Source organism: Acinetobacter sp. ANC 3832 (genome assembly GCF_002135415.1).
GTDB lineage: Bacteria > Pseudomonadota > Gammaproteobacteria > Pseudomonadales > Moraxellaceae > Acinetobacter.
In genome coordinates, this window is sequence record NZ_NEGJ01000008.1 from 59,477 (window position 1) to 73,266 (window position 13,790).

Here is a 13,790-nt window from a genome sequence, read left to right on the forward strand (position 1 = left end):
TAACTCAAGGTTTATATGCTAATACCATATTGACTACACATGGCTTGTAAACCGCCGTTATATCCCTGACCTACAGCACGGAACTTCCATTCACCGTTATGACGATACAGCTCACCAAAAATCATTGCTGTTTCGGTTGAGTAATCTTCATTTAAGTCGAAACGAACAATTTCTACATTACTTTGATCATTCACAACACGAATAAAAGCATTTTGAACTTGACCAAAATTTTGACCACGGTTTTGACCCTCATGAATCGTTACCGTAATTGCAATTTTTTGTACATCTGCAGGTACTTTACTTAAATCAATTTTAACTGATTCATCATCACCATCACCCGCACCCGTACGATTATCGCCCGTATGTTCTACTGAACCTTCTGGTGAACGAGTTTGGTTATAAAAAATAAAGTCTTGCTCACTACGTACTTTATCATTTGAGCCTAACAAAAATGCTGAAGCATCAAGGTCAAAATCTACGCCATCAGTTGCTCGCGCATCCCAACCTAAACCAATTAACACATGTGTTAATGATGGATCAGTTTTACTAAGTGATAGATTGCCACCTTTATTTAATGAAATAGCCATATTGCCCTCTTATATGCTCTGGATTATTACTTAGATTTTATTTTGATTAATCTTTTGAACCTTGTGTCCAACGAAAACCAAATTGGTAATGCTGATCTAAATATTGCTGGTCTTTGAAATAAAGTACTTCTCTATTTGCTTGAATTGTATCATTCACATTTTTTAATTCTACTATCGCACACGTTGTGAGATGGTTACCTTCTGTTAAACGTACTTCAATTTCAGGTTGATCTGGTATTTTTATTGTTACGACACCATCCGTTGCAGCCCATTGCGCTGCTCCTTCATAGATATACGTATAGATCACGATTTTTTCAATCTTATCCCATTGATTTCCGTTTATATATAAATTTTCACCATTTACAGCCGTACCTGTTCGATCATCACCATCCAAATACATATAAGGTACTTGGTCAAAATGACCGAAACGATTTCCCAAGGGTTGAATTAAGTCAGTGCGACCATCTTTAAACTTAATCATTGCACCTAAATCTAAATCAATTGATCCTGGACCTTTTAATTTTTGAAAAAATGATTGAGATTTAGGCTGGTTTTTATTCCAATTTAAATTAACTGCAATTTTCCCAAAACCTGAACCTTTTTTGGTTAAATTGATACTTGAATTCGATTTATCCAATTTAATCTTAGACAGATTAATGTTTGATTTTGTAGGTGTAGGTGTAGGTGTAGCTTGATGGCTACTACCTGCAATATCAACTCCAAAGTTTTCAGCTAAGGGTTGTAAACCACCATTAAAACCTTGATCCACAAAGCGGAATTTCCACTTTTCATTATGTTTATAAATTTCCGCCAAAATAAGGGCTTTTTCAGTTTTAGTCTGAGTTTCCACACAAGCCGTTGCAATAATTTGCCCTTCAGATAAAAGCTCTAAACGAATTGGAGCAATACCTTTTAATGTATTTGGTTCATTTAGCGTGACACAAATTGCGATTTTTTGAATTTGGGCATCAATATTCTGAGTGTTTATTTTTAATTGCGTCAGGTAAGGATCTTTCGTGGTTGATTCTTTCAATACAACACTTTGATTTACCGTCTGAGTTTGACCATAGAAAATCATATCTTGATCGCCACGGACTTTTTGTGTGTTTTGCGCAAGTAAATACGCAGTAACATCTAACTCAACTTGTGAGGGAAAACTTGTTTTGATTAAAATTTCTAAGGTCTGAGCATTTAATGCAATATTTCCACCAGCGACAAGTTGCATATATAACCTCTAAAAGGAATCACTCTATTTTTTCTAACTTATTCATATTCTGAATAAATTAAATGAAATATGACTCGGAATTGAGTCAATTGTATTGTTTTACCATAAAAAATATTACATTTAATAGCATATTTTAATTTATTTTTAAGTTTCATCATGTATAGAAATCTTAAAAAATGATTGCTTCTCTGTTTTAAATAAATTATATAACGGAGGCATAAATATATTTTTGATCAAAGCACTTACTTAAACGCCATTATTAAAATTTTTTGAGATACAACACATAGTGAAACCGCAATATAAAATCTGGATTGCTGAAAGTTATTCTTGTCAAAAAGATATTCTTCAATTATTAAAAAACTCTCATTTATCAACATCATTAACTGTTTTTTGTTCACATCGCTATGTGCGACCTGAACTGGAATTATATGCAGATGTGTTCACTCAACAACCCAAAGTGGATGAAAGTGCACAATGGTTATTAGAACAATGTATATCTAATAAAATTGATTTATTATTCTGTGGTAAACATGGTCATTTTATTGAGCAATATCGAGCTGAATTTGAAAAAAATAATATTCAATTAATTACTGGGACATTAAGTGTTGAACAACATCAACAGATCAATAACAAATATCAATTCAGTCAAATTTGTGAATCTTTAGATTTACCTTTTATTCCTGCAACTTTAGTCAACTCAGTTGAAAGTTTACAGAATGCTATTATTGATGCTCAAAAACAGTTTGAAAATATCTGTGCTAAACCTGTTTATGGTGTTTATGGCTTCGGTTTTGTCAGACTAATCAATGATGTGTCTTATTTTAAAAATTTTACCTCACCCACTATTTGTAATACGCAACAGTTCCTTGAGGCTTATGCACAACTCGATGTTGCAACAGAATATTTAATCATGCCTTATTTGAATGGACAAGAATGCTCTGTTGATATTGCGTGTAATGCAGGAAAAATTTTAGCGCAAGTGACTCGTATAAAATATGACTTTTATCAAGAATGTTTTTTAGAGCACCCATGTCATACAATTTGCGCAGACTTAGTGCAACATTTCCAATGTGACGGACTGATTAATATTCAGCTTAAGCAAGATCAGAATGGGAAATGGCATATTTTAGAAATTAATCCACGCCCTGCAGGTGGTTTTGCCTATACCCAACATACAGGTGTAAATTTAGTTGTAGAACTGATTGCAGATAAACTGAATTTATCTTTAGACAAAGAAATAGCAATACTTTCTCATGTCAAAGTTTTACCTATAACTCAAAGCATGAAATTGGATTTTTAAAATTAATGACGCATATTGATTTAAGCCGTGGACGACTGAGTGTTCAAGTTAATCAACATCATCCTGATTGGAAATTGGATGATTTACTTGATTTTGCTGAACGTATTAATCCCAAAAGAGCATTCTTATTTGTTTCAAAAATTTTAGGTAAGCATATTCCTGTTGCACCTTCTGAAATGCAACGCAGTTATATCGATCTTGCACAATTAGTGCCTAAAGATGTGCCTTATCCAATTACTGTGATTGGTATGGCTGAAACAGCAGTTGGATTAGGTGCTGGTGTCTATCGTGAGTTAAAAAAAGATTTCTCTGAAGATGCAATATTTTTAACAACGACACGTCATCCTATTTCAACATTACCGACTTTGGGCTTGTTTTTAGAAGAACATAGTCATGCTCAAGATCAATTTATTTTAAGTAGCCATGATCAAGCTAAGCATGACCATATTATCAATACAAAAACCTTAATTTTAGTAGATGATGAAATTTCAACGGGTAAAACTTTTAAAAATTTAATTCAAAGTTTAAGAAATTCTGGCTTAGCGCACGTTGAGCGGATTATTTTAGTGACTTTGGTGAATTGGGCTGAACAGCATTTAGAAACACAAAGTTTAGATATCCCTGTCGACGTTGTTTCTTTATTACATGGTCATTGGCATTGGGAATCCAACCATAAAACGGTTCAAATTAACATGCCAGATGTCAGCTCGACGCATCAGCAGGCACAAAAAATTATTGCACCAAACGATTGGGGGCGTGAACCTAGCTTCTTAGACTGCTCAGCGTGGTCAAATATTCAAGCAAGTAAACCAAATGAAAAAATTTTGGTTCTTGGTTCAGGTGAATTTAGTTGGATTCCTTTTTTAATTGCAGAGAAATTAGAACAACAAAGCGCTGAAGTTTATTTTAGCTCGACTACACGCTCTCCAATTATGCAGGGTCATGCGATAGAAAGTATTTGTTCCTTTAAAGATAACTATGGCCTGAATATTGATAATTTTGCGTATAACGTTAAACATCAAGATTTTGATCGTGTACTTTTAGTGATTGAAACCGATAAAGACAGTGTAGATCCAAGCCTTTTTGATCAAATTAAAAATTTAGAAGTGGTCAGTTATGAATCCTAAACCATTGGTCTTTGTTGATTTAGATGACACACTTTTTCAAACCAATCGCAAACAGCAACCGACCCCACAACATAAACTAGCAACGACGGATAAAAATGGGCAACCTTTATCCTATATGCGTCCGAAACAGCAAATCTTTGTGAATTGGTTATTGGAATCCACGGAAGTTATTCCTGTGACAGCACGCTCAGTTGAAGGGTTACAACGCGTTCGTCTTCCTTTTCAACATGGTGCAATCTGTTCACATGGCGGAACAATCATTGGTCCAGACCAAAAAATAGATTTAGAGTGGCTGGAAATACAAAAAAAAGCCTCTGAACAACTGAATGGTATTCTTAATGATTTAGCAGATGCTTTGCATGATTACGCCCTGCCTTTGGGTGCAATTCGAACATGGACACTGAAGGAAAATGATTTAGCTATTTATACTGTAGCGAAACAGAATACGCCTAATTCATTGTTTTTAGATCAAATGGTTCAGTACTTACCTGCCCATATTTTAGAACATTGCTATGTCCATATTAATGGTAATAATCTTGCAATTATCCCTAAACATATATCGAAACAAAAAGCAGTCGAGTTTTTTCTTCAGAAATATAACCCGAATCATGAACGTGCAATTGTAGGATGGGGAGATAGTCTCTCCGATGCAGGTTTTTTAACTTGTTGTGATTGGTTTGGAATGCCAAAAAATAGTCAACTCGATCAGTTTTTAACACAAAGTTTAAATAATGATCATGAGACTAAGGGGTTTTTAGGACATGTCTAATTTCCCACATATCAATCAAACCTTAGCTGAATTAGGTTTTCATGGATCTTATCGACCTGAAGATATTACTTTTTTAATGCAGATTGATCATCTGCAGCCTACGTCTGTAGAAGAAAAAGAATATTTAATTCAATCAGGAAAAATGCATTATTCACAAATGATTAGTGTGGAAAATGCGCCCTCTGATGAGCACATACGTCATTATCAACACGCTTTTAATTATGGCGCTGAACGACTGGCTTTAGAGGTACAAAAATTAGGCAACGCTCTATTACAAGGCTTTGATCAAAAACCGATTGTTTTTATCAGTCTTGTTCGCGCAGGTGTTCCTTTAGGTGTATTACTAAAACACTATGTCGAAAAGTCACAGCACTGTTATCACTACGGAATCAGTATTATTCGTGATCGTGGTATAGATTTTGGTGCTCTGCAAGCCATTATTGAACAGCATGGCTGTGAAAATATTGTCTTTGTCGATGGTTGGACTGGAAAAGGGGCAATTTGTAGGGAACTTACCCGTAGCCTACAAAATTTCCCAGAACTTTTTGATTCAGGATGGGATATTCCCCGTTTAGTGACACTTTCTGATTTAGGTGGATATTCTTGGCTGAGTGCAAGTTGTGATGATTGGCTGATTCCTTTTGGTATTTTGGGTTCAGTTATTTCGGGGTTAACATCTCGTACTATTCTCAAAGAAAGCATTGATTATCAAGAAGCCCAAACGGATTGTTATAATCCACAAAAATGGCATAGCTGTTTAGTCTACGACCATCTCCAACCATATGATTTATCTGTTAAATTCATTGAAGAAATTTTAAATTTAATCGATCAACATCCGACATCAGCAACTGTTGAATGGAATAACATCATTCGGTTAAAACAACAGCAACAATCTTTAGAAACCATTGAATGGATTTCATCGCATTATGCTATTCAGAATATTAATCATATTAAACCCAGTATAGCTGAAGCGACTCGAGCTGTATTACGACGTGTACCTGACCGAATTTTATTAAAAGATGTGACCAATCCGCATGTACAACTTTTGCTACATTTTGCACAAGAAAGACAAATTCCTGTTGATATTTTAGGCGAAAAATTAGGCCCATATCATGCAGTAACACTGATAAAAAAAGTTGAGAAAAATAAATGAAACAATTGCAACATGCAATTCAATTGGGCGCAACCATGTACATCCCTGCAACACATTTGCAATTATGGGAAGTGACTGAAGGTATTAAATTTCCGCTATTAAAATCAATCGCGGTCTGTCTTGAAGATGCTGTTTTAGAACAAGATGTACAAACAGCGATGGTTAATTTAAAACACTTATTACAAAAGCGCTTAGAGTACCCAAATCTAAGTGCGCCAACTATGTTTATTCGCCCACGAAATATTGAGATGGCAAAACATATTGTCGATTGGGATTTAAATCATACTTATAATGGAATGATCTTACCTAAATTTACCACACAGCATTTAAAAAGTTGGATGGAGGTTTTACCACCCAACTTACAATATATGCCAACTTTAGAAACAAAAGAAATTTTTGATGTGGGACATAATATTGAATTACATCAGGCTTTAAAATATGATTTTTATAAAACATTATGTTTAAGAATTGGTGGCAATGATTTACTATCTTGTCTGAATTTACGTCGTCCTAAAAATACCACTATTTATCAAACACCAGTCGGTATGCTCATCCCCCAATTAGCAGGTCTATTCATTCCAGATGGCTTTCAATTGAGCTCACCTGTATGTGAGCATTTTGAAAATATCAATTTACTGACCCAAGAAATTAAGCAAGATATGAACAATGGTATTTATACTAAAACTGCCATTCATCCCTTACAAATAGAGCATATTCATTTGGCTTTGCAAGTTCATCCTGAAGAGTTTAATGAGGCTCAGCAGATCCTGTCTAGTGATGCAAAAAGTGTCTTTAAAAGTCATGGCTCCATGCTTGAACCTGCGACTCATAAAAACTGGGCTGAAATCATTTTATTGAGGTACAAAACCTTTGGCTTGATTAAATCACATCTTCCTGTCCATGATAAATTGATGCTGAGTTCTTAAAAAATACAAGTGTATATCTTAGGCTTCAACCATTTGTACAAGGGCTAAGCGACCACCATCTTCTTTTGATAGTAAAATTTGAGCACCATCTTTTAATTCAATTTTACCACCAATAGGGATGTTGGTTTTCGTAACAACATCTGTTAAATCGTGTAAATCTTCATTCACCAACCACCATACACCTTGATGTAAAACAAAATATCCTTTTCGTTTGGTTTGCTCTGACGTTAGCCGCTCATTCGGTGCAATCATGTTATTAACATGCCATGCAAAAATGGACTGACCTGTCCAAACCATTAAGCGATGATTATCGGGTCTAAAAATCCCTTGTTGTCTTGCAGAATATAAATTTAAAATTGGTAGCTTACCCTTAAAAGCGGTATGGCAAAATGGACATTCCGGTTGAGTCGTATTATCAAAGATATACCACTTTTGCCCACATCTGGGGTTATTGCAGGGTTGAATCAAGTCGACCGTTTTAACTAAAGCTGTTTCCCAATCATTTGCAGATGGTCTTTTACTTGGATCATGTAAACCATCAACAAAACTTTTGATAAATAATTCAGATAAATACGGTCCTGTCACTGTATATGGAACTTTATTTGGGTCTGCCCACGGTAACTGACTGATTTTCAATTGGTTAGATTTAACTTGGTTACTATGGTCTGTTGGATGTTCAATGAATAGTGCTTTTTCACCCATCGTTAAACTTTCATCTTTTTGCGGATCATTCATATCATGAATTTTTCCACCACGAAGCGGATGTCGATACAGTAAGTACATATAAATCAATACAGCTAAAGCATGTTTATCCGTTGCTATACTTGGCAATGACCGATTTGAATTATCCTTAGATAAATGATTAGTCATCACAACTTCTGGTGCAATAAAATCTGGTGTTCCGACCACATCAGGTGGATATTTCCCAGGCACAACCAAACCATCAACATCAATAACACAAGCCCCACCTGTAACTGGATCGACTAATATATTTTTATAAGATAAATCGGAATGTGCCAAACCTGCTGCATGCATGCGGCGCACTGCTCTAGAAATTAATATGCCTATTTTTAAATAGTTCAGCCAAGTTCCTTTTTCTCGATCATCTAAAAATTTGTTTTGATTATTGGCACTTGCAAACCATTTCCCTTCTTTTTCTTTACCTTGTATGTTCAAAAAATCATTATTTTTAGAACCATATTCAAAGAAAAATTGCTTTTTATAGGTAGGTGCGGTAATGCCCAATAAATTATTATATTCAACTAAACCATCTGGCCAGCAAAATATATTTTTCCAATAATCACCACCTACACCGTTAAATATTCCCTGCCACTTATTTCCTACTATTTCTTTTAAACGGTCTTTTTGTTGTTCTAGAGCTGCTTTAGATTCATAAAATTTATTTTTTTCTTTACTGAAAAAACACACAACATAACTACGATCTGGTGAAAAATAAACATCTTTCATTGCACCAGATCCAATCACTTCATCAACAAATTCAATGGCACGACCATCTACAGTAGTACATTTAATAATTTTTGCAGACATGTTCTTTTACCTAATTTTTCGTTTATTTCAATACACTTATCGGCAGATTAATAGTGCTATTTTTTCCATAATACTGCCATCGTTCGATCATCATGATGACCTGGTGTGAAAAAATACATCCATTCAAGTAATGCCGTATCTGCAGAATCAACCTTCATTAATGGATTTAATTCAGCATATAATTTTTTCCATTTTTCATGATTTGCTAAACCCACATCCGTTTCAAAAATTGGGTCTGAAATACCATCACTCATTAACATTACAGCATCAATATTGTTAAAACAGCCTATTTTAATGCGTGAACCAAGTTCCTGATTAATACTGCGATCTAGAAATTGAGTTTGCCCTGCATATTCACCACCATCTGGTACATTCATTATTCTTACACTGTCATTGCTATAAACAGCGATAGCGCCATCACCCACAGAGAATGTACTAATAAATGTTTTTTCTTTTTGACTACAAACCACAGCAACTAAAAGCGTCGTTGAGAATACTTTAGGATTCACACCTAACTCATTGGCTTGTTGTTCTATTTGAGCAATAATTGACTTATATATTTCATAATAAACATGAAAAAATTGTTGATTTAATTTCTTCGCAATGTCAGTCGTAATATTATCCTGACTGCCGACTTGCCATTGTTTTAAATCATCATTTAATGCATCAATTGTATGTTCATTTAAATAACGCTGAAATTCATTTTGTACAATATCAACAGCAATACGTGAACCTTCTCTTGAATACTGGGCACTGCCTGCACCATCTGCCACCGTCAGAATAGACCATTGGCTATTTGGAATTTGCACGATAGAAAAATCATCATCACGGAATGTTCCACCATGTTCGTGTGAACGTCCTCGACGACTTGCCGCAATAATTTTATACAAAGGCTCATTAATCAAGTTTTTATCTGTATGTATTTTTGCGAAAGCTTGTCCTGCTTCTGGTTCGATCACCTTCCATAAGCTTCTTGGATCAGGAATAATATTCAATCTGCATTTTGCTGTTCTTGTTTCATTTTCAGCATTTTTACCATAAAACTGAAAAGAAAATTCAAAATCTTCAGCAACATCCGGATGACCTAAAATTGTTTGTGTTTCCGTATCAAAATAAAATACATCACTAGGAAATTTAAAACTTTCAGCTTTAAATTTAATTTCATCTACATCATGTTGAGAAACCACATTAATTTTGGATTGATATTCTTGTCCAACACGGGCATTTTCAACTTGAAATTTTATATCCTGATAAATACTTCGACTAAACACAGATTCTATCTCTTGCCTCTTATTAAGCGTTTGTTGATCAATAACATCTTGAATATTTTCTGCTTGATCTTGAATATCCACATCCAATAACGAAATCTGTTCAATAGGTGACGGTTTTATTTGTTGTTCCTCTTGCAAAGTATCTAATTTATTCTCATTTTCTCTATCAAATTGATTTTGTTCTATGTCTAATAATTTATGAGTCATGAGTTGAACTTCTATTGGAGAGTTTTCATGCGGCGTGAGTTCATCATTATTTTTTTTAACATTCTCTCCTAGCTGATCTTTATCAGTTTTTTCAAGTTTTTGTAAGTTTCCATCATTAAAATCAAATTGATTATTATGTTCTAACTCAGCTATTTCACTCTGAATCAAATTCTGAAAACATTGAGGTTCGGTAATATATGTTGAATAAGATTGTACTTTTATTTTGCTTATTTCATTAAATAATTTAGACAATTGCTCTAAATTTTGTTCGTTATCTAAAATAAACCTTTTAAAACTTTCATTAAATTGATCTTGATCATCTATTAGAATCTGCTGAATCTTACATTTATGCTTTTCCATAAATCCCCCATCTAATCTCTAAATTTTATTTGTTTTTAATGTTTTAACCTTGCCCTCTATTTAAATTAAAATCTCCATCCGAAGAAGAAAAACTAATTTGGCGGTGACACCATGGGCAAACAACAGATTCACGATATCCGTCATAACACATTAAATTTCCACATGAACACACAGCAAAAGCCGTTTCTGCCAAGCAATATGGGCATTCAGGAAATCCATCTAATTCAGCAGTGTTAATTTGTTTAGTTTCTGTATTTAAATCTGACCATGTAAAATAATCTTCAGAAATAGCGCAACAAATATCCAGCTTAAAGTTATAAATATTAATGTTCAAATCAGGTGGGCTGCGATACTGTAATTTTCGCAAGTATTTAATAATATAAGGCTTATTCATTTTTTGACAACGACCAATGAAAGTAGCACATTGTTCATCCACCTTATTTTTACTAATTGATAATTTTTCTTTAGCCAAACGCATATAGCGTTCATCAATCGGTAATAATTCATGTGATTGTTGATGATGCCCAACACTGATACTTTGAGAAACCACTGAAGCTGTAATCCATTTACATAAGCTTTTTACATATTCTTGGTTAATTTCATCAATTGAAATCGTATGTTCTGTGAGTTTACTTAATGCTGAAAAATCGACATCGGTACCTAAGCCAATCGCAACAAGGCTGACTTTATTTGCATATTTTGCATTCCACTTTTCAATCGCTTGCGCATAGTCATCGGTTGGACGTCCATCTGTAAATAAATACACAATAGGTTTCCAATCCCCTTTCACTTCAGCTGATGTTTTCATTACATAACGGTCAATATCTTGACCTAAATGTTCAAGTGCTTTACCTAAATGCGTTCCGCCACCTAACGGTAAAGTAAAATGTTGAAAAGCAAATAATTCAGTCAAGGGCACTAAAGTTCGAACAATACCTGCGTAAGCGATGATAGAAACATAAACCGTTTCTAGAGCATAAGGATCCTTCCTCAAATTACTTAATATATATTCAACGCCGTCTTGTACAGCTTCTATAGGCTGTCCAACCATCGATTCAGAACAATCGATAACAAAAAACACAGGTAAACGTCGCATCATTTTCACCATTTTATTCTTATGATAAAACCATATAACATTGATTAAATTAAAATCTATATTTATTTGTATAGCATTCTTTTTTCAATTTACTACTTTTATAAAACCAACTGAATTTCTGATGGCGGTGGTGGTAGTGAAATAGAATCCGTCACTCCTACACTACTACTTCCTGCAACGACGCTAGCAGATACCCATTTAAAAAAACTCGAAAAACTATTCGAATCCATCGTATCTAAAACTACAACTTGATTGGTTAATTGCAATAGTGCTTCTGTTTTTGCTTTAGGACCTGCCGCACACGCGATAATTGTTGCAAAATTTAACTGTTTAATAGTTGGAATAATTTGTTGATAGGCATATACATCTGAAGGAGAACCATCCGTCATTAGAAATAATAATGGTCGCCAATCACCTTTTGCATCCTCACTACTTTTTTGAACATTCTGCTGCACTTCGTGAGCAAGTAATTCTAATGCCGCCCCCATAAAAGTCGCACCGACATTTGGCACATCTAAATCTGGAATTTGAACTTGCTCTAAGGGCGTTAAAGGCAGATAAATTTTAGCTTCCATATCAAAGGTAATCACACTTAAATATACACTTTCTAAAGCATAAGGATCTTGTCTTAAAGCACTTAACATCGACTGCAATCCAACGTTTACAGAATGAATGGGCTCTCCTCGCATAGACCCCGAGGTATCAAGTAAAATATATACAGGTAAGCGGCGCATTTTTTTCTCTTATTTGTGCTTTAAACGAATTGTTTTAGCCATTCAACAAAATTATCAGATGGCGATGAGGTACCTAATGCATTAAATTTCCAACCGTTGCTTTCACGTACTAATTCAGCAAATAATAATGAACGTTGTTGCTCATATTGCCCTGTTCCAGATAAATCAAAACGAACCATTTCTTTACCTGAAGCATCAACAGCCCGAATAAATGCATTTTTTACTTGCCCAAAATGCTGATTATTTTTCTTACCATTGTAAATTTGAACAACAAAAATAATTTTATGACATTCATTGGGTAAAGTATTAAGTTTGACAACAATTTGTTCATCGTCGCCATCCCCAGCACCCGTTCGATTATCTCCTGTTAACCAAATTTGCCCTGAACGATGCAATAAGTTATTAAAGAAAATAACATCACTATTTTGTAATGTAGGATGACCCGTTGCATCCCAACCTAAATCTTTAATTTTGCCGTTTACATCACATAAGAAAGCAACAACATCTAAATCATATTCAGGAGGCTGCCCACTAAATAGACCACCTAAAAACCCTTTCTTTTGTTCTGCGATATCCCAACCTAATCCAATGGTGACCAATGATAAATTATGTTCAGATTTGACAAGGCTTAATCCTTGCCCTTTACTTAATGTTATACCCATTTTATGACCTTTATATTTTTATAAAACTACATTTACTTCAGGTGGTGGTGGTGGTAAATCATTTAAGCCAATGACTTCTTTTTGCCCTGCATCTACTTTTTGACTTCCAACCGAAATACTTGCTGATACCCATTTAAAAAATGCTTTAATAGCATTTGAATCTGCTGTTGCAAGCTCTACAACAACTTCTGTAATTTGTTTAAGTATCGTAGTATCTGCATTATGACCTGCGGCACAGGCAATAATCATTCCTGTTTTGACTTGTTTGAGTTTTTCAAAACCAATTTTCCAATCATCCGTTGGTGCTCCATCCGTCATGATAAAAACCAGTGGTTTCCAATCTCCACGTGCATCTGGTGTTGTTTTTTGTACTTCCTGATCAATTTTAGTTGCCAGTAAAGCCAATGCATCACCTAACTGGGTTGTACCTGTCGCTTGTAATTGTGGGGGTTGAAACATTGAAATTTCAGTCAAGGGCATAAGCTGACGTGCCGTGGTATCAAAAGATATGATTGCTAAATATGCTGTTTCTAATGCATAAGGATCTTGACGTAAGGATGAAATTAAAATTTCAACTCCATTTTTTACAGCTTCGATTGGTTCTCCATGCATTGAACCAGAAGTATCTAATAACAAATAAACAGGTAGTCTTCTCACTCTTATTCTCCATGATAAATGTTATCGCTATTTTGATTATTCGAAGTCTTCATGATCTTTTATATAAAATTAATCGCATAAAAACAAAGCTTTTTTATTATTTTTACAAGATATTCATTATGCTTTTGAGATTTTCAATTTTCATCGTACCAATTAAAAAATAAACAT

At 34.4% G+C, this 13,790-nt stretch carries 13 protein-coding genes; 5 read left to right on the forward strand and 8 right to left on the reverse strand.

The features are described 5' to 3' along the window. Positions 1 to 11 precede the first annotated feature (11 nt). A complete protein-coding gene (locus B9T35_RS11755; protein ID WP_086191301.1) occupies positions 12 to 587 on the reverse strand; it encodes a TerD family protein in 576 nt (191 codons plus the stop codon). Between the two features lie 46 nt (positions 588 to 633). Beyond that, complete coding sequence (locus B9T35_RS11760; RefSeq protein WP_086191302.1) at positions 634 to 1,812, reverse strand: TerD family protein; 1,179 nt, start codon at positions 1,810 to 1,812, stop codon at positions 634 to 636. 286 nt (positions 1,813 to 2,098) lie between these two features. On the opposite strand from B9T35_RS11760, the gene B9T35_RS11765 reads away from it, so the two are divergent. From B9T35_RS11765 to B9T35_RS11785, 5 genes are read left to right on the forward strand one after another with little or no spacing between them, the layout of a single operon-like run. Next, positions 2,099 to 3,112, forward strand: a complete 1,014-nt coding sequence (locus B9T35_RS11765) for an ATP-grasp domain-containing protein (protein WP_086191303.1) — start codon at positions 2,099 to 2,101, stop codon at positions 3,110 to 3,112. A 5-nt stretch (positions 3,113 to 3,117) separates the two neighbouring features. After that, positions 3,118 to 4,239: a phosphoribosyltransferase domain-containing protein gene (locus B9T35_RS11770; protein ID WP_086191304.1), complete on the forward strand. Its 1,122-nt coding sequence runs from the start codon at positions 3,118 to 3,120 to the stop codon at positions 4,237 to 4,239. Next, positions 4,229 to 5,008, forward strand: coding sequence for an HAD hydrolase family protein (locus tag B9T35_RS11775; RefSeq protein ID WP_086191305.1), 780 nt, complete (start codon positions 4,229 to 4,231; stop codon positions 5,006 to 5,008). The genes B9T35_RS11770 and B9T35_RS11775 overlap by 11 nt, the downstream gene beginning before the upstream one ends. Then, positions 5,001 to 6,161: a cysteine protease StiP domain-containing protein gene (locus B9T35_RS11780; RefSeq protein WP_086191306.1), complete on the forward strand. Its 1,161-nt coding sequence runs from the start codon at positions 5,001 to 5,003 to the stop codon at positions 6,159 to 6,161. Before B9T35_RS11775 ends, B9T35_RS11780 begins: the two co-directional genes overlap by 8 nt. Next, positions 6,158 to 7,087: an HpcH/HpaI aldolase/citrate lyase family protein gene (locus tag B9T35_RS11785; protein WP_086191307.1), complete on the forward strand. Its 930-nt coding sequence runs from the start codon at positions 6,158 to 6,160 to the stop codon at positions 7,085 to 7,087. The genes B9T35_RS11780 and B9T35_RS11785 overlap by 4 nt, the downstream gene beginning before the upstream one ends. 18 nt (positions 7,088 to 7,105) lie before the next feature. Here B9T35_RS11785 and B9T35_RS11790 read toward each other — a convergent pair whose 3' ends face one another. The 6 genes from B9T35_RS11790 to B9T35_RS11815 all read right to left on the reverse strand — a co-directional run bounded on the left by B9T35_RS11790 (position 7,106) and on the right by B9T35_RS11815 (position 13,622). Next, positions 7,106 to 8,635 (reverse strand): helix-hairpin-helix domain-containing protein, encoded by a 1,530-nt coding sequence (locus B9T35_RS11790; RefSeq protein WP_086191308.1) that lies wholly within the window; start codon positions 8,633 to 8,635, stop codon positions 7,106 to 7,108. Between the two features lie 56 nt (positions 8,636 to 8,691). Then, positions 8,692 to 10,473 (reverse strand): PP2C family serine/threonine-protein phosphatase, encoded by a 1,782-nt coding sequence (locus B9T35_RS11795; RefSeq protein WP_086191309.1) that lies wholly within the window; start codon positions 10,471 to 10,473, stop codon positions 8,692 to 8,694. Positions 10,474 to 10,516: 43 nt separating this feature from the next. Beyond that, complete coding sequence (locus B9T35_RS11800; protein ID WP_086191443.1) at positions 10,517 to 11,569, reverse strand: TerY-C metal binding domain-containing protein; 1,053 nt, start codon at positions 11,567 to 11,569, stop codon at positions 10,517 to 10,519. A gap of 98 nt (positions 11,570 to 11,667) precedes the next feature. Next, entirely contained in the window at positions 11,668 to 12,303 is a 636-nt protein-coding gene (locus B9T35_RS11805) for a vWA domain-containing protein (RefSeq protein ID WP_086191310.1), read from the reverse strand. A gap of 20 nt (positions 12,304 to 12,323) precedes the next feature. Continuing rightward, positions 12,324 to 12,965 (reverse strand): TerD family protein, encoded by a 642-nt coding sequence (locus B9T35_RS11810; protein WP_086191311.1) that lies wholly within the window; start codon positions 12,963 to 12,965, stop codon positions 12,324 to 12,326. Positions 12,966 to 12,983: 18 nt separating this feature from the next. Next, complete coding sequence (locus tag B9T35_RS11815; RefSeq protein ID WP_086191312.1) at positions 12,984 to 13,622, reverse strand: vWA domain-containing protein; 639 nt, start codon at positions 13,620 to 13,622, stop codon at positions 12,984 to 12,986. Positions 13,623 to 13,790: the final 168 nt, after the last annotated feature.